Origin of the sequence: Paraburkholderia terrae, assembly GCF_002902925.1 — a bacterium.
Taxonomy (GTDB): domain Bacteria; phylum Pseudomonadota; class Gammaproteobacteria; order Burkholderiales; family Burkholderiaceae; genus Paraburkholderia; species Paraburkholderia terrae.
Genome location: NZ_CP026112.1, coordinates 2,629,282 through 2,646,119 on the forward strand (window position 1 = coordinate 2,629,282; position 16,838 = coordinate 2,646,119).

17 protein-coding genes are annotated in these 16,838 nt (G+C 62.0%); 7 read left to right on the forward strand and 10 right to left on the reverse strand.

Going from position 1 to position 16,838, the window contains the following annotated elements:
- Positions 1–91: 91 nt before the first annotated feature.
- The gene (locus C2L65_RS28120; RefSeq protein ID WP_042309955.1) at positions 92–919 is read left to right on the forward strand and encodes an SDR family oxidoreductase; all 828 of its coding nucleotides are present in this window, start codon (positions 92–94) and stop codon (positions 917–919) included.
- 57 nt (positions 920–976) lie between these two features.
- Here C2L65_RS28120 and C2L65_RS28125 read toward each other — a convergent pair whose 3' ends face one another.
- Positions 977–1,894, reverse strand: coding sequence for a LysR family transcriptional regulator (locus C2L65_RS28125; RefSeq protein ID WP_042309957.1), 918 nt, complete (start codon positions 1,892–1,894; stop codon positions 977–979).
- 747 nt (positions 1,895–2,641) lie between these two features.
- Here C2L65_RS28125 and C2L65_RS28130 point away from each other — a divergent pair.
- Positions 2,642–2,839, forward strand: a complete 198-nt coding sequence (locus tag C2L65_RS28130; protein WP_007731874.1) for a hypothetical protein — start codon at positions 2,642–2,644, stop codon at positions 2,837–2,839.
- 130 nt (positions 2,840–2,969) lie between these two features.
- Positions 2,970–3,488 carry a phasin family protein gene (locus C2L65_RS28135; RefSeq protein ID WP_042309958.1) on the forward strand — a complete coding sequence of 173 codons (519 nt, stop codon included), beginning with the start codon at positions 2,970–2,972 and terminating at the stop codon, positions 3,486–3,488.
- Between the two features lie 188 nt (positions 3,489–3,676).
- On the opposite strand, the gene C2L65_RS28140 is transcribed toward C2L65_RS28135, so the two are convergent.
- Both C2L65_RS28140 and C2L65_RS28145 read right to left on the reverse strand, forming a co-directional pair.
- A complete protein-coding gene (locus C2L65_RS28140; RefSeq protein WP_042310020.1) occupies positions 3,677–4,015 on the reverse strand; it encodes a DUF4148 domain-containing protein in 339 nt (112 codons plus the stop codon).
- A 94-nt stretch (positions 4,016–4,109) separates the two neighbouring features.
- Positions 4,110–4,790, reverse strand: a complete 681-nt coding sequence (locus C2L65_RS28145) for a TetR/AcrR family transcriptional regulator (RefSeq protein WP_042309960.1) — start codon at positions 4,788–4,790, stop codon at positions 4,110–4,112.
- 73 nt (positions 4,791–4,863) lie between these two features.
- Here C2L65_RS28145 and C2L65_RS28150 point away from each other — a divergent pair, with 73 nt between their 5' ends.
- From C2L65_RS28150 to C2L65_RS28160, 3 genes are all read left to right on the forward strand, one after another.
- Complete coding sequence (locus C2L65_RS28150) at positions 4,864–5,484, forward strand: glutathione binding-like protein (protein ID WP_042309962.1); 621 nt, start codon at positions 4,864–4,866, stop codon at positions 5,482–5,484.
- A 21-nt stretch (positions 5,485–5,505) separates the two neighbouring features.
- Positions 5,506–5,856, forward strand: coding sequence for a VOC family protein (locus C2L65_RS28155; RefSeq protein ID WP_042309964.1), 351 nt, complete (start codon positions 5,506–5,508; stop codon positions 5,854–5,856).
- 134 nt (positions 5,857–5,990) lie between these two features.
- Positions 5,991–6,746, forward strand: a complete 756-nt coding sequence (locus tag C2L65_RS28160) for an acetoacetate decarboxylase (RefSeq protein ID WP_042309966.1) — start codon at positions 5,991–5,993, stop codon at positions 6,744–6,746.
- A gap of 39 nt (positions 6,747–6,785) precedes the next feature.
- Here the strand turns inward: C2L65_RS28160 and C2L65_RS28165 are convergent, their stop codons facing one another.
- A complete protein-coding gene (locus C2L65_RS28165; RefSeq protein WP_042309968.1) occupies positions 6,786–7,673 on the reverse strand; it encodes a ketopantoate reductase family protein in 888 nt (295 codons plus the stop codon).
- 93 nt (positions 7,674–7,766) lie between these two features.
- Complete coding sequence (locus C2L65_RS28170) at positions 7,767–8,657, reverse strand: alpha/beta fold hydrolase (RefSeq protein ID WP_042309970.1); 891 nt, start codon at positions 8,655–8,657, stop codon at positions 7,767–7,769.
- A gap of 242 nt (positions 8,658–8,899) precedes the next feature.
- On the opposite strand from C2L65_RS28170, the gene C2L65_RS28175 reads away from it, so the two are divergent.
- Complete coding sequence (locus tag C2L65_RS28175) at positions 8,900–10,237, forward strand: MFS transporter (protein ID WP_042309972.1); 1,338 nt, start codon at positions 8,900–8,902, stop codon at positions 10,235–10,237.
- A 79-nt stretch (positions 10,238–10,316) separates the two neighbouring features.
- On the opposite strand, the gene C2L65_RS28180 is transcribed toward C2L65_RS28175, so the two are convergent.
- The 5 genes from C2L65_RS28180 to C2L65_RS28205 all read right to left on the reverse strand — a co-directional run bounded on the left by C2L65_RS28180 (position 10,317) and on the right by C2L65_RS28205 (position 16,771).
- A complete protein-coding gene (locus C2L65_RS28180; protein ID WP_042309973.1) occupies positions 10,317–11,390 on the reverse strand; it encodes a glycosyltransferase in 1,074 nt (357 codons plus the stop codon).
- Between the two features lie 72 nt (positions 11,391–11,462).
- Complete coding sequence (locus tag C2L65_RS28185) at positions 11,463–12,380, reverse strand: glycosyltransferase family 9 protein (RefSeq protein ID WP_042309975.1); 918 nt, start codon at positions 12,378–12,380, stop codon at positions 11,463–11,465.
- A 1-nt stretch (position 12,381) separates the two neighbouring features.
- A complete protein-coding gene (locus C2L65_RS28190; protein WP_042309977.1) occupies positions 12,382–13,284 on the reverse strand; it encodes a glycosyltransferase family 9 protein in 903 nt (300 codons plus the stop codon).
- Between the two features lie 240 nt (positions 13,285–13,524).
- Positions 13,525–14,379 (reverse strand): hypothetical protein, encoded by an 855-nt coding sequence (locus C2L65_RS28200; protein ID WP_042309981.1) that lies wholly within the window; start codon positions 14,377–14,379, stop codon positions 13,525–13,527.
- Positions 14,380–14,488: 109 nt separating this feature from the next.
- The gene (locus C2L65_RS28205) at positions 14,489–16,771 is read right to left on the reverse strand and encodes an LPS-assembly protein LptD (protein WP_042309983.1); all 2,283 of its coding nucleotides are present in this window, start codon (positions 16,769–16,771) and stop codon (positions 14,489–14,491) included.
- Between the last annotated feature and the right edge of the window lie 67 nt (positions 16,772–16,838).

Genomic DNA, 16,838 nt, shown 5'->3' on the forward strand with positions numbered 1-16,838 from the left:
GGCATACGCATGATGATCGCATCGACGCCGCGCGCGCAGCAAGCCGAGATATCCACTATCCATCGCAGTACAACGTTGAAGGAGACAGTGCATGGAGCAATTCGATTCGAAGGTCGCGATCGTCACAGGCGGATCGCAGGGCCTGGGCGCAGCGATTGCCGCGTTGTTCGTCGAACGCGGCGCGCGCGGCGTCGTGATTTGCGGACGCGCGAAAGAAAAAGGCGAAGCAAAGGCGCGCGAACTGAGCCGGCTTGGTGAGGCACGCGGTGCGAAGGTCGTGTTCGTGCAGGCGGATCTCGCGAATGTCGATGACTGCCGCAAGGTCGTCGCTGCCGCCGATCAGCACTTCGGCCGCGTCGATATCCTCGTCAACGCAGCGGCGCTCACCGATCGCGGCACGATACTCGATACCGATCCCGCGCTGTTCGACCGCATGTTCGCAACCAATGTTCGCGCGCCGTTCTTTCTGATGCAGGAGACGATACGCGTGATGCTGCGCGAGCGGATCGAAGGCACGATCGTCAACATCGGCTCGATGTCGGCGATGGCCGGGCAGCCCTTCATCTCCGCGTATTGCGCATCGAAAGCCGCGCTCGCGACGCTCACGCAAAACACCGCATATGCGCTGTTGCGTAATCGCATCCGCGTGAATGGATTGAATCTTGGCTGGATGGCGTCAGATGGCGAAGACCGCATTCAACGCGAGTTCCATGGCGCCGCCGACGACTGGCTAAAACAGGCCGCCGCCGCGCAGCCGTTCGGCCGTCTGATCGACCCGGCCGAGGCGGCGCGCGCCGTCGCATTTCTGGCCAGCAGCGAATCGGGCTTGATGACGGGCTCGATCGTCAACTTCGATCAGTCGATCTGGGGCGCGTATGAAGATGCACCGCATCCCGCCGAGCCCATGAAGTACGTTTGAATTGACCTGCCTGCTGCGTGCGGTCGCTGCGAACGCAGCAGGCAAAAAAGACCCCGGTCAGTCCTGCTTGCCGCGCAGATCGGGATTCTTGTGCGCGATCTCCGATACCCAATCGACAAACGCGCGCAGCCGCGAACTGAGATTGCGGCGATGCGGGTAGACGACGGAGAGTGGTGTCGTCGGGCTGTCGAAGTCGGTGAGGATTTCGGTCAGCGCGCCCTGCCGGATCAACTCGGACACCATGAAGCGCGACGGCTGGATGATGCCGTGACCCAGTGCGGCTGCGTTGATATAGACGGAGCCGTCGTTCACGGCGAGCACGCTCTTCATCTGTACCTTCACGACTTCGCCGCCGACGTTGTACTCGAACGGGAACGTTCTGCCCGAGCGCGCCGATACGTAGTTCACGGCCTGATGCTCGCTGAGTTCTTCGAGCGTCTTTGGTGTGCCGTGCCGTTCCAGATAGGCGGGCGACGCGCACGTGACGATGCGCGCGCTGCCGATGCGCTTGGCCACGAGGCTCGATTCTTCGAGCATGCCCATGCGGATCACGCAATCCACGCCGTCCTGGATCAGATCGATATTGCGATCCGCGAGACCGAGGCGCACGTCGATTTCCGGAAAGCGTTCATAGAAGTCGTCGAGCGAAGGCAGTAGCAGCGCGCGCGCAAGCGTGCCCGACGTATCGACGCGAATCGTGCCCGCCGGACTTTCCCGCTTGTTCGACAGCGACGATTCGGCGTCCGCCACTTCGGCGAGGATGCGCACGCACCGCTCATAGAACAGCGCGCCGTCTTCCGTCACGCTCACCTGCCGCGTCGAACGGTTCAGCAGGCGCACGCCGACATGCTCCTCGAGCGCCTGAATCGTCCTGCTCACCTTTGCGCGCGGCAAATCGAGCATTTCCGATACCTTCGAAAAGCTGTTCGCGTCCACCACGCGAGTGAAGATCTCCATTGCCTCAAAGCGGTCCATTTCCTGTGCCCTGTCATTGTTTGGCGGCAACACCCGCTGCTGCGACAGACGTTGCCCAATCGAACGGAACGGCGTCAGTGCGTTCCGACTGCCGGCTGCATCTCGCGCGCAGCCTGACGGGTAGAAAAATAGCACGGAGAATATCGCCACGTACGAGAAAGGGCGCGAACGGCGGGGCTTTAGGCTTTGGTGCGCGGTGTATCGAGCGACGCGAGGGGCACGCTCCAGTAAAAATCCGCCGTCGGAGACGGCTCGGCAAACACGTGGTGATTAACCAGTTCGATCAATCATTAAGGGGCCACGTATGATTAATATTATTTATTCGAAGCGCGCCCAGGCCATTCATCTTTAAAGCTGGATTTTATCTATGATTAGCGTTCCGCATCGAGCGGGAAAACGTTTTAAAGCATGATCGTACGTGTAAATGCGCCATGAATAGGCGGTTTGGGCTTGTCGGCAAAGGGCTAGCGCCTAACCGCCACTGTCGCGAAGGCGAATCAGCAGTATTTTCCTGGACGCCTGATTTACACACGAAATACTTGCCGCACATCCATCCGACAAAAGTACTTTGCGGCATACTGTTAATTCCGATTGAAATTTAAAATCCGCCGCATTAGGATGAGAACCCCGTCGATGCCATAAGCATGGTCCGGGCTAAAAACTTCCAAACATATTTGCTGGCTGCAAAGGCATTTGCAGATCACTAATGTCAGCAAGCGCAGGCGCTGCGCCTTTCAGGAGATACCCGTGCTGAGCCCACACGAATTTTCAACGCTCATGCTGATCAAGAACGCGACCTCCCAGTCCGATTTCGATCAGGCCGATCTGCTCGCGCTGGCCGACCGCGAGTTCATCACCATTGAATTGCCCGAGGCCAGTGTGACGCCCCGTCTCACGGACCGTGGACACGCGCTGCTGGCTCGTCTGGGCGGTGCGCCCCTATGACGCTGCCGGGTCACGCTCAGACAAGCGACAGGCAGCCAGCGGCAACTTCCATTTGACCAGCTGGCGTCGAACTACGATCACATCGACGCCAGCCGGCCGTTTCGTGCATTCAACCTTGCGAGGCCATTCGATGCTCACGACCATCGACGAACTGACTGCTGCACAGAAAGCCGGGGTTCAGACGTTCTTCAACATGACGAACGAGACGGTCAGCGGCTTTGAGAAACTCGTTCAGTTGAACTTGCGCGTCTTGCGCGACAACACACAACGCGCGATGAACGCGCTCGCCAATGGTGAGGCGCCGGGCATCGCTGCCGCCAGCCGCGGCGATTTGTCGGTTATCGAACGTGCCGCGCTCTATAACCGCCAGGTGTTCGACATCATCGCCGGGACGCAGGCCGCCATCGTCAAGCACGCGACGGCGCAATACGAAAAGCAGATCAGCACGGTGCAAGCCGAGTTTGGCGACGCTGCACAGCGCGCGCCCGCAGGCGCAGAGGTCGCGGTGACGGCGATGAACTCAGCGATAACGGCAGCGAACGCATTCTATGAAAGTGTCTGGAAAACGGCTCAGCAGGCGGTCCAAACGGCCGAGAGCAATGTCAACGTGATGACACGCAGCGCGACGAGCGGTTCGCGCGCCGCCTGATCGGGCGACGCACGACATACAGTTGTAGGAAACCGGACGCGATCCCCGCGTCAGGCGCATTTTCAGCCCGCTTTCGAGCGGGCTTTTTTTTCGTCGCGTGAAGCGAAGCGTTCTCCTACGGCGCGCATTAGCCACGCCTTGACGAGGCATGCAACCCCGTCTCGGCTTACGTCTTCACACAACGCCAGTTACTGACCGAAGTAGACACCCTTCGCGCCGTCGTTGGAACGCGAACCCGTCGGCTGCGTCGCCATGCCCGAGGCCGCCGTACCGTTCACCACGCCGCCGTAGCTTTCGCCCTGCCCTTGCTGCTCCGACAGACGGCGTTCGGCGGCTTGCGCGTTAGCGGGATAGTCCGTGCGGTCGCCATCGCCCGGACGATAGCCCTGGCTCTCGACGTTCATCAGGTCCTGCCTCACTTCACCGCGCGTTGCGGGTTCGTTCGGCTGGACAGTCGTTTGTGCAAAAGCCGTAGCGGAAACACCCATGACGGCGGCAAGAATGGCAGCGTGCTTGAGCAGTTTCATGACTTCCTCCATGAAGTAGGTAGTACACGTTCAATCGTGCAAGCGCTGTACCCGCCAACTCCATTTGAACGAGCGCCATGCAAAGCCATGTTTATTATTTCTCTAACCGTTTTCGCGCACCTGTCATTGATGTGGCTTTTGCAGTGTCGTTGCGCGCACCACAAATCAGCGCGACACCTTCGGCGGCCGTCGCTCGCAACGAGGCGCGCGAATCGCCCGCGCGCGAACGCAATGCAAGACTGTGCAGAATCGCCGACGCGACGCGCGCAAGCACCGCGGCATCCGCGCTGGCCGAAAGCTCGCCGTCTGTTTGCGCACGCCGGATGCGCCTCTCGAATGCGCGATCGAAGGATTTCAGGCCTTGCGCCAATCTGGTGCGCACGGCTTCATCGACTTTCGATTCGACCACGGCCGTGCCGATCAGAAAGCATCCGCGTGGCTCGCCGCCAGTAGGCAGATAAAGCGCGAGCGCGCCGTCGTAGACCCGTTGCAATGCCTGCGCCAATGGGATGTCGTCGCGCAACGCAAGATGCATTGCCTGCACGCCGGCTTCGACGTAACGTTCCAGCGTGCTCAGATAGAGCGAATGCTTGTCGCCGAACGCGGCATACAGGCTGGGGCGATTCATGCCCGTCGCATCGCTCAGCGTATCGAGCGACGTGCCCGAATAGCCGCCGAGCCAGAATGCATCGGTGGCGTTGCTGAGCGCATCGTCGGCATCGTAGGCACGCGGGCGTCCGCGTGCGCGTTTCTCGTTTTTTGTACTGTCTCGCATATAAATATTGGCATCTCCGATTTTTGTCCACTATAGTACAAAAACCATCCATTGATCGGGAGGAGACGTCGTTATGGATCTGTACTTTTCGCCGCTCGCGTGTTCGCTCGCTACACGCATCACGTTGTACGAAGCTGGCGCGCGCGCTGGTTTCATTCAGGTGGATACGAAACAGAAAAAACTGCGCGACGGCTCCGATTTTTATCCAGTCAACGCACTCGGCCAGGTGCCCGTGTTGCGCACGGACGAAGGCTGGCTATTGACGGAGAACACAGCTATCCTGCCGTACGTCGCGGATCAGTTTCCGGCAGCGCAACTGGCGCCGTTGCCAGGCACCCCGCAACGCGCGCAGCTTCAGCAATGGCTCGGTTTTATCAGCACCGAATTGCACAAGGGCATTTTCGTGCCGCTGCTTGATCCCGCCGCACCGCATGATTACGCGCGTCAAAAGGTTGCTCGGCGGCTCGACTATTTGCAGACGCATCTGTCGGTACACGACTATCTCGTCGAGCGCTTCACGGTTGCGGATGCCTATTTGACGACCGTGTTGAACTGGGCCAAATATTGCGACGTCGATCTCGCACAATGGCCCGCTATCGATACGTATTACCATCGCATCGTGCAGCGTCCGCATGTGGCGAGAGCATTGGCCGAAGAGATGGCGTTGTATCGTGAAGAACAGGCGCTTCAATAACGGATCACCCGAGGATTGCCGATGAAGGTCAACCGCATCGTCTCGAACGTCGAAGTGCAGGACGCGGCGCGCGCACAGCGCTTCTATCAGGAGGTTCTCGGCCTCGACCTGCTGATGGATCACGGCTGGATTCGCACCTACGGTACGGACCAGTCGATGACAGTTCAAATCAGCTTCGCGCAGCAAGGCGGCTCGGACACGCCCGTGCCCGACCTGTCGATCGAAGTCGACGACGTGGACGCCGCCTGTGAAGCCATGAAGGCCGCCGGCTTTGCGATCGAATACGGTCCTGTCGACGAACCGTGGGGCGTGCGGCGCTTTTATGTGCGCGACCCGTTCGGCAAGCTCGTCAACATTCTCGCGCACCGCTAGCACGCGGCTGTTTGCACGGCCTTAGGGCAGCGGCAGGCATACCCGCAAATTGCCATCGCACGGACACACCGCTGCGCGCGCAATCGCTTTACTATTGACGCGCGCAGTGTGCGCTGCCTACCGGGAGAACGTCCATGGACCTGGATTCGATCCGCAAGAACGCGTTTGCAATGCCCGTACACAATCCCGCCTTTCCGCGCCCGCCGTTTCGATTCGTGAATCGCGAGTACTTCATTATTTCCTACGAATCCGATCCTGATGCGATCGCCGCCGCCGTGCCGGCACCACTCAAGCCGGAAAACGCGCTGGTGCATTACGAATTTATTCGCATGCCCGATTCGTCGGGGTTCGGCGACTACACCGAAAGTGGCCAGGTCATTTCCGTGCGCGACGCGGATGGCCGGCTCGGCAACTACACGCATTCCATGTATCTGGACGACGAAGGCCCGATTGCGGCAGGACGCGAAATCTGGGGCTTTCCGAAGAAACTCGCGCGTCCGCATATCAGCGTGGACGGCAACGACACGCTGCTCGGCACGCTCGATTACGGCACGCAACGCATCGCAACGGGCACGATGGGTTACAAGCACTGGACGCTCGACATGGAAACCGAGCGCGCGAAGCTCGCCGACACGCCGAACTATCTGTTGAAGGTGATCCCGCACGTCGACGGGACCGCGCGCGTGTGCGAACTGGTACGGTTTTTCTTGCGCGACGTGACGGTGCTCGGCGCGTGGGCGGGACCGGCCGCGCTCGAATTGCGGCCCCATGCGCTCGCGCCCGTTGCGGATCTGCCCGTGCGGCGCGTGGTCGGCGCGCGCCAGGTGGTCGCCAATCTCACGCTCGATATCGGCGAGGTCGCATTCGACTATCTGGCGAACGCTGAATAGCAACGTGGCACACGGCGCGTGTACGGCACGCGCCGTTCGCTATTTGCTTTCGATCAGTTTGACGAGCGTATGCAGCAGGCGGTTCGACGGCGTCGCAACGCCGAGCGCGTCGCCGCGCCGCACGATCAGTCCGTTCAGGTGATCGATCTCGCTGCGCTTGCCGCGCGACAGATCTTGCGCCGTCGATGAATACTGCCCCGGCATCGTCTCGGCGATCATGCGCACGGCCTTGTCGATGTCGCCGGGAATCGTGACCCCATCGGCCTTCGCGACAGCAAGACACTCGTCGACGATATCGCGCATCACGGTTGTCACGCCCTCGCCTTTCACTAGCCGCCCATAAGGCAACTGCGTGATCGCCGATAACGCGTTGTAAGCGCAGTTGAGGATCAGCTTCGCCCACAAAGCGCCGCGCACGTTGTCGGAGATTTCGGTGGGCACGCCGGCCGCGATCAGCGCCTGCGCGACCTCCGCGCTTGCATTGGACGGCTCGATCACCAGCTCGCCGCGTCCGTGATGCCGCACGTGCCCCGGCCCGGCCATTTCCGTTGCGACATAGACGACGGCGGCCGCCACCTGCTGCGTAATGACCTTGCGTACTTCGTCCGCGTTTTCGACGCCGTTCTGCAGTGACAGCACGAGCGTGTCAGACGCGAGAAAGGGCTTGATCTCCAGCGCCGCGCTTTGCGTATCCGTGGATTTCACGCAGAACAGCACGAGCTTCGCACCCTGCACCGCACTCGCTTGCGTGCTTGCGGCGAGAGGAATGCGCTCGTCGAACGATTGCGCTTCGAGGCGCAGACCGCTCCGCTCGATAGCCTCGACGTGTTGGCGGCGTCCGATCAATACCACTTCGTGTCCCGCGCGCGCCAGCATGCCGCCGTAGTAGCAGCCCACCGCGCCCGCGCCCATTACGGCGACTTTCATATCAACGCTCTTGTGTAGGGAAATGAAGCGTTAAAAGTTACCACACGCTGCGCGCGGACGGGTCGAACGCAGCAGTAAAGAGGCGCGCTTTTGTCAGGCGCGCGTGCGCACGGCGAGCAGCGCGTCGGCGAACGCGGCGGGCGCCTCTTGCGGCAGGTTGTGGCCCGCGTCGTCGATCACGCGATACACGTACGGCCCCGTGAAATGCGGCGCATGATGCGCGTTCCCGCCGATTCCCATCACGCCGTCGGCGCCGCCGTCGAGCGAGATCGTCGGCACGGAGATGGGCGGCTGCGCGGCGAGCTGCCGCTCCATTGCGTCGTAGCGCGGATCGCCGGCCACCAGCGCATAGCGATGCCGGTACGAGTGAATCACGACATCGACGAAATCCGGGTGATCGAACGATGCCGCTGTGCGCGCGTAGCATGCGTCGTCGAAACGCCAGGTCGGCGACCAGAGCGTCCATAACAGACGGCACAGCGCGCGGCGATTTTCGGTGAGGCCGGCGCGCCCGCGCTCGCCGTGAAAATAGTATTGGTACCAGTGACGCAGTTCGTCTTCCGGCAAGGCTGGCTTGCCTGACGCCGCGATGTCCTGAAGGTTGTAGCCGTTGCCCGTGACGAGCCCCTGCACACGCTCCGGATAAAGCGCGGCGACGATACAAGCGGCGCGCCCGCCCCAGTCGTAGCCGCCGAGCAACACACGTTCGATCTGCAGCGCGTCGAGCAACGCGAGCAGATCGGCGGCGAGCGCGGCCTGCTGGCCGGAGCGTGGTGTCGCGGCGGAAAGAAAACGCGTCGCCCCGTAGCCGCGCAGATACGGCACGATCACGCGCGCGCCCTGCGCGGCGAGCAATGGCGCGACTTCGTCGTAGGCGTGGATGTCGTAGGGAAAGCCGTGCAGCAGCACGACGGGCCATCCTTCGGCATGTCCGGACTCCTCATAGGCGATGTCCAGCAGTTCGGTGCTCACGTGCTTCGGCATGATCGGCGGCTCCTTTTCAGGCGATCTACGGACGACGTTGGGGGCGCAGCGAGCGTTCATGGTAGCGCCGTCGTGCGGATCGTGCTGCCCGCTTGCCTCGCGCGAAAGAAAGTCGGTTTACCGCAAACCGATGTCGTATTCTTGCCATGCCAGCCGTTCGGCGGCCCGCTACATTCGATCAGACGAAGCCCGCAATCCGTCGCTATCCGGGTGCCGCGAGAGACGAACCACACCGAGCAAGCATGAAACAGGCACACGATCCGGCGACCCAGCCGTGCGGCGCATTCCCCCTGCACAACACGCAGCCCCTCGCCGATTTCGTCGACAGCGGCCCGGCTCTGGGCACGCCTGTCACGCCCGTTCCCGCGCCACCGCCGACCGCTGGCAGCCTGCGCGCCACTGCGATCCTGCTGCTCGGCTACGCGATTCTCATCACGGGCAACGGCCTGCTTGGCACGCTGATCTCACTGCGGCTCATCCAGCAACAGGCGCCGTCGATCGTCGTCGGCGTCGTGCAGTCCGCGTATTACGTCGGCTTCATGCTGGGCGCCGTGTATGGCGGCTCATTGATCGGGCGCGTCGGCCATCACCGCGCGTTCGTCACCTTCGCGGCGGCGTCAGCCTGTTGCTCGCTCGGCTATGCGGTGTGGGACGCGGACGCGGTCTGGGTGGCGCTGCGCTTCATCACGGGCTTTTGCCTCGTCGGCATTTTCACCGTGGTCGAAAGCTGGCTGCATCAGGTTGCGAGCAACGCGCAGCGCGGTCGCGTGTTCTCGGCCTATCTGATCACCAACTATCTCGGCGTCGGCATCGGCCAGTTTCTGATCGGCCTCGCGGACCCGGCGGGCTTCGAGCTGTTCAGCGCCGTCGCCGCGCTGTTCACCGCGTCGCTGATTCCCGTTGCGCTGGCGGGCACGGCGCCCGGCCCGATCGCCGCGCACGACACCCATGCGGGTGCTTCCTGCGGCGCGCGGCTCGCGCGCGGCCTGTCGGGCTTGCAGACCATCTACCGATGGGCGCCCCTCGGCGTCGTCGCATGCCTCGCGGCGGGCCTGCTCAACAGCGCGTTCTACACGATGCAGCCGGTGTTCATGCGGCGCGTCGGTTATTCGGTGCCGGACGTGTCGCACTTTATGGGCTTCGCGCTGCTCGCGGCGCTCGTGCCGCAATGGCCCGTCGCGCGGCTCGCCGATCTGTTCGACCGGCGCAAGGTACTGCTGTGCCTCGCCGCGCTCGCCGGTTCGCTGAGCGTCTTGCTGTTCATGTTGCGCGACGGCGTGCTGATCGAAGCACTCGGTTATCTGTATGTCGCCGTGGCGTTCTCTTTGTATGGCGTCGTCACGTCCTATGTGAACGACTGCGTTCCCGCCGACGAGCGGATCGCCGTCAGCGCTGGTCTGCTGCTGATCTTCTCGCTCGGCGCGAGCGGCGGACCGACGCTCGCGTCGGCGATGATGGCGCTCGCCGGGCCGGCCGGTCTCTATCTTTTCACGGCTCTCGTGATGGGCCTGCTCGCGCTGCTGACGCTGCGCAACCTGCGCACGAAGACGCCGGCGCGGCGCGTTGCCGACGCGCGGTAGGCTTCGCTTCATCCGCATTGTCGACAAATACGCGACGCGCGGCGCTCATGAATCTTTATTGCCCTTGTAGCCCTGCGCCTTAAGCCGCTGCCAACCCGACCTGATCCGCCAGCGCAAGCAGATCCGACACATGCCGCGCAATGCACGCGTCGTACAGCACCGCATCGCTTGAAAACGTCGGCCGCAGATGCGGCTCTTCCCGCGCGCTGCGCACGGCGTGCGTGAGCACGCGGCGCAAGCTGTCGACATCGTTCGGCGCGAACACGAGCTTGGCCTGCGGCGCGATCACATCGTGGCAGCCGATGTTCGACGACAGGATCACGGGCGTGCCGCACATGGCCGATTCCACACCGACGAGGCCGAACGGCTCATAGCTCGACGCGAGGATCGTATAGTCGGCTGCGCGGTAGCCGTCTTCGATCGCGTTCACGTAGCCGATATAGCGCAGCCGCGGCGACGTGCGTTCGGGCGGACGCCCCGCCACCGCGACGACGACGGGCAGATCGAGATCGCGCAATGCGGCTTCGATCAACGGCAGTCCCTTGCGCTCGTGACTGCTCGATGGAAACAGCAGCACGATTTCGTCGTCGGCGAAACCGAGACGTTTGCGCAATGCGCGCCGCTCATCGTCGGCGACGGGCGAGAAGCGGCCGTTGTCGACGGGCGGATACAGCACGCGGATCTTCGCGTCGTCGACGCCGTACAGCAGCCGCAATTCATCACGCATCTGCGGCGAATGCGCGACGACGAAACGCGCGCGCCGGTATTGACGGCGTTCCAGCGCAATCTGCCGGCGATCGAAGAACGATGGCGTGCGGCCTGTCGCGCTGAGAAAACCCAGATGCGTGCCGCCGCAAATCGCGATCTCCGAGGCTTCGACCCGATTGCAGCCGATCAGCACGTCCACTTTCGCGTCACGCCGCATCGTGCTCAGGCGCCGCGAAAACCATTCGTCCCGCCACTTCCCAGGCAGGAAAGACACGTTGATCCGATGCGGTTCGACGAGGCGGCTTTCCGGCAACTTCGGATCGAACGCGCGGCCGAACACGGCCAGCTTGATCCCGGCCGCGACGAGTCCCCGTGTCACCTCGATCGCATAGCGTTCGAGGCCCCCGCTGTACTTTAGTGCATTGCACGACAATCCGATTTTCATGCTTTTTGTTCGATTACCAAACGGCACTGGCAAGTCATCGCGCTTCTGATGTCAGGACACATCGCGCGTTCTTTAGCCCTGCTCCGCCAATTGCCTGAACACAGCAACAACGCGTCGACACGTCAGCGCCTCGCGCCAGAACTTTTCCTTCAGCCGCGCCGTCGGCAGCCATTGCCACGGCAATACGACGCGCACGGTGCCCCACGCCGGCCGCCAGCGCTCGGCCACGGCTCTGCGGCGGAACAGGCTGATGGTCGGGACGGACAGATTCGACGCCAGATGGCCGATGCCCGAATCGTTGCCGATGAACCAGCCAGACTCATAAAGCCAGCACGCGAGCGCATGCAGATCGTCGAATGCAGGCGCGGCGATGCCGAGCCTGTCGAGTTCGCTCCAGCGTGCCCGCTCGTTGGGCGCAATCACGAAGCACACCTCGTAACCGAGCGCCTGCAGGCGCCTCGCCAGCGCGATGAAACGCGCGCGCGACCAGCGCTTGTCGTCGGTGCTGGCTTCGGGGTGAATCACGACGCGATGCCGATACCGCCGATGCTTCAACGTCGCGGGCGCCGTGATGCCGTTCTCTGTCGTGCCGGTAACGATACCGAAGCGCGTACGGCAAAAGTGCGCGAAGCGCTCCGCCATGCAGCCGTGCGCATCGGCATACTCGATATCGTGCAGATCGATCACATGAGGATGCGCGCCCGCAAGATGCGCAAACGGCTGATGCCGATGCATCTGCAAGACGGCGTCGAATGCTTCGAGGCGTGTTGCGCAATCCGCCTCGCGTGGCAGCGGATGAATCTCGACATGAGGAAACCAGTGTCGCAGCGCGTAAATCGGCGTGCCGAACACGCAGACCTCGATACCGCTTGCGCGCAGGTTCTGCACGATCACCATCGAAACCAGCGAATCGCCGATTGCATTCGACATCACGAACGCGACTCGCCTGATCGAAGCGAGGCGCACGCTCTCCGGCAATCTCGCGTCCACGTCAGGCCGCCTCGCGTTGCAATTGCTGGAACGCGCGCAGCACCTGGTTCACCGACAGCGCGTACTTCCAGCAGCGCTCCTTGAGCCGGCCCGTCGGCAGCCACGCGCCGCCGACCAGCACCTTGCCCGCGCCCCAGCCCGGACGCCATGTGCGCGCGATGCCCTTGCGCATGAAGAGCGACAGCGTCGGCACACGAAGGCACGACGCAAGATGACCAATGCCCGAATCGTTGCCGATGAACCAGCCGCTTTCCACGAGCCACGCGGCGACGTTATCGAGCGTACCGAGGCGCGGCAAGCCGATGCCGTGCTGTTGCACGTGTTCCCAATCGGCGCGCTCTTCGTCGGTCACGATGAAATGCGGCTCGAAGCCCTTTGCTTTCAGCTCCAGCGCAAGACGCACGAAGCGCGGCGCGAGCCAGCGCTTATCCGGCGTGCTGGCCGTCGGATGGATGGCCACGCGCAAACGATGCTTGCGATGAATCAGCCCTGCCGGAACCGCGAGGCCATTGCCCGGCTCCGCATGATGCAGGCGCAGCGACTCGCGGCAAAATTGCGCGAGGCGTCTCGCCATCGGTTCCGTAGAAGGTGCGCGGCACAGATGCTCCAGCACGAGTGCGTCCGGATGGCGCTGCTCGAGGCGCGGCACCGGGCGGTTGGCGTGAAGCTGGATGACGGTATCGAACGGGCGCAGCATCGCGTCGGCATCGTCTTCGCGCAAGGCGGGCTGGATATCGATGCCGGGGAACCAGTCGCGCAACGCCCGCATATGCTTGCTAAACACGGTGACTGTCTTGCCGCTCAATTGCAGATTGCGCGCGACGGTCATCAGCAGCAGCGAGTCGCCCAACGCCGGCGACGTCGTCACCGCTACGTTCAAAGCCGAATCGTTGGCGTGCTGCATGGTTGTTGCTCTCGGTGAATGACGTGGATCTGGCGTCGCGTGCCGCCGTATTTGACCGCAACGCATTATAGGTTTGGGCCTGTCACGCAGGATTTGCGCAATCTTTCCAACTATTACGCGGGAAGCACCGCATGTCGCTACAGCCCTAGCGGCGCGCAATCGAATCGCGCCGGCCCCACACATGCCTTACGCGATAAAGAATCTGAAAGCCTGATCGACGTGTGACAACGCCGTCCATGATCAGCCCGTCCGTTTTGCGTCGCCGTTATAGTAGCTCAGGTCCGTTTCCGACAGAAGACGCTTCATGTGTGGCCCGTGCGTGCGCAGGTTGGCGGCTTGCAGCCATTCCTTTTTGCCGCGCAAGCGGTCGAATGCGTCGTGACGGGGCGCGTCGGCTGCACTCGGCCAGTGATGACAGACGAGACTCAACGGCTCGCAAACATCCCTGAAATCTGGATGCACGGGTTCGCGCTCATCCATGCCGAGCACGGCGCGTCGCCCGAAGCGTTGAATCATGCCTTCGTAAAGCCGCTTTTCGAGGATGTCTTTATCACCGGGATGCAATGAACGGATGACATCGAGCATCGCGGGCGTACACTTTGCGATGAAGAACTGGGTCGACAGGGATTTGCGGTCGCGTATCCCGTAACGCGATCCGCACCGTCTCAACCACAGTGCGAGGCGCGCGCGCAGCCTTCTTCGCATGTCATCCGAACGGCTCCATTCCGGCACGCGATCGGTGCTCCACGACGACGCCGCGACAAGCGCGTGCGGCGATTTTTCGAGCCTCTCCAGATAACGCACGATCACGTTCTGATCGAAGATCCATGTATCGGCTTCGAGGTGGATAACATAATCCGCTTTCAACTTCGTGACGGCCGTCTCCATCGACGCGACGAGCAGATCATGCGCGCCGCGCGTCAGCGGCTTCGGCTCGCGCATGACCAGAATGTCCTCGATGTAGCGCGTATAGCTCGCATCCGCGCACGCATGCACGACGGCCCACTTGCGCGGCCAGTTCAGCTTGATGATCTCCATCGAAATGCGCGCGCAATCCGTGCGATTGAACGAGGTCAGGCAAACGACGACTTGCATGTTGGAGTAGCGTCTTCACGAAGCGTCACATACTGCATCAAATTCGTATCGGATTTCGCACCGGTTCCTCGCGCGTGTCTTACATAATATTTCCGCCGCTGCGCACGCGTCATTGATATTCGCTAAAGCGCGAGACAGGCGCTTCGTCGGCAGGCGCGGACGAATAGCCGGGCACGTCCGCCTTGAACTGATCGAGCAGACCGCGATCGGTTCGGGACAGGCCCTTCAACTGAAGCTGCATCAGCACGCGCGTGCCCGTGCTCGGCGACGACGTGCTGCTCGTCGCGTTCGTGTACTTTTCCAGCGCGAGCGCAAGCGACCAGCATTGCGCGTCGTATTGCAGCCCCAGCAGGCCCGCGATCAGGCGGTGCGTGCTCATGTCGTAATTGACGCGCGCGACGCTCGCCAGGTTCTTTGCGAGCGGCCATTGCCCCGACACGATGAACTGGTTCACGGGCTGAAAGTCCAGCGTCGTGTTGGCGCGCGTGTACCGGTAAGCGATATTGAGCACATGTGCCGTCGCCGGCGACCACGCCAGGCCAACCGACCCTTGCGTCAGATAGTTGTTCGCCTGGCTGTACTGCAACGCGTTCTCTACATTGATGCCCGCGCCAATCTTGATCGAACTGCCAGCGATCAAGCTCGTCCGCGCGACATTCGCCGTGTCTTCCGTGTCGTATAGCGTCACGCGTGGTTGCCTGAAATCGTAACGCTGCGCGATCACGAAGCGCGCGCGTTCGTCGCCCGTTGCGGCGTCGATGAGACGCGACGTCAGCGCAGCCGTCAGGCGGCTTTCGTCGGACACGCGGTCGTTACCGGCAAACGCGTTGTCGCTGAAGAGTTCGCCCAGTCCGAAGTCCGCTTCCGTCGTGTCGAAGAGCGGCACGTAAGTCTGATTCCGATAAGGCGTATAGACGTAAAAGAGCCGCGGCTCCAGCGTCTGGATATACGAGCCTCCCCAGATGCGCACCGCGCGCTCGAACGTCATGCCCGAGTCCAGACTCAAGGTCGGGATGTTCACGTTCACATTGCGCGGCTGCCCTGCGGGTGCATCGGACGCAATCGATGTCAGATCGTACGAAGCGAAATGCCATTTTATCTTCGGCGTGAAGAACCAGCCGGGCCGCACGATCGGATAGCTGACGAAAGGATTGAACACGAAACGCGTGCCCTGCGTTGCATCGTCCGATGACAGCGTGAAGCGCGTCGCGTCAGCCTCGAAACCATAGTCGAAGCCACCGACGTCGTAACGGTTGTAATGCACGTTGAGCTGCGGCTCGCGGTTGTAGGTCGTATCGCTGGAAAACGACTGCCAGTGCTGCTCGCGCGCGAGCACCGACCACGGTCCGCTGTTGTACGTCAGACCGGCTTCCTGCTGATACAGCGTCGTCGAAGTGGTCGGAAACGCGCTGCCCGAGCCGAGATCGGTCGACACATTTGCATCCGACACACGGTTGTAGTTGACGTAAGCGCCGAAGCCGGAGCCGATATTCCAGACATGATTCAGGTCAATCGAATAACGGCGCTCGTGCGTCGTGATGTCGTTCGGCAAATAGGCAATCGCTAGCGAACCGGACGATGCACTCGTCAGATACCGATAGTCCGCGCTCAGCATTTCGCCGCGCTTCGACATGTAACGCGGCGCAATGGTCAGGTCATAGTTCGGCGCGATGTTGAAGTAATAAGGGACCGTAATGTCCACGCCGTTCTTCGAACTCATCGACCATGTCGGCGACAGCAGGCCGCTGCGTCGCGCGCCGTCGAGCGGGAACGATAGCCACGGACTCGCGAGCAATGGAATGTTCTGAAAGAACAGTACGCCATTGTGCGCGACGCCTTCGTCGGCGCCACGGTCCATCGTGAATTGAGACGCGCGGATATACCACGCGGGATTCGTCTCGCATGCACAGGTGCTGTACGTGCCGTCCTCGATCTTCGAACGCTCGTTGTCGAGCAGATCGGCGCGTTTGCCGCTGCCCCATCCGCCGTTCAGATAGAAGTGGTATCTGGGCTGCGCAATAAAGCCTTCGCTGGCGTTCACGCGCAACTGGCTGAACGGTCCATCGAATACGTCGCCCTTCGAAACAATGCGGACGCTGCCATATGCATCGGCCGTGTCGTGATCGGGGTCGTAATGCAGCGCATCGCCTTTCACGACGAAACCATAGCGGCGCAGTTCGGCGGCGCCCTTCAGTGAAATGTCGCTATCGACGGTGCCTGTGACGGAATCGCCCAATGCGATCGTTGCGGGTTTTGCATCGGGCGGACTGGATGCTTCTGTGAGTTGCGGCGCGATGCGCAAGCTCCACGCATCGGAGAGACGTTCGGCATTGGCCGCGTCGCCCGCGAGTTGCGCGTACACCTGCATTGGCGCGAGCAGGCACAGCACCAATGCGGCAATGGGCCTGATCGCGAGGCCCTGGACTTCTCGGCGGAATATCAAAGCGGAATCGTGGCGT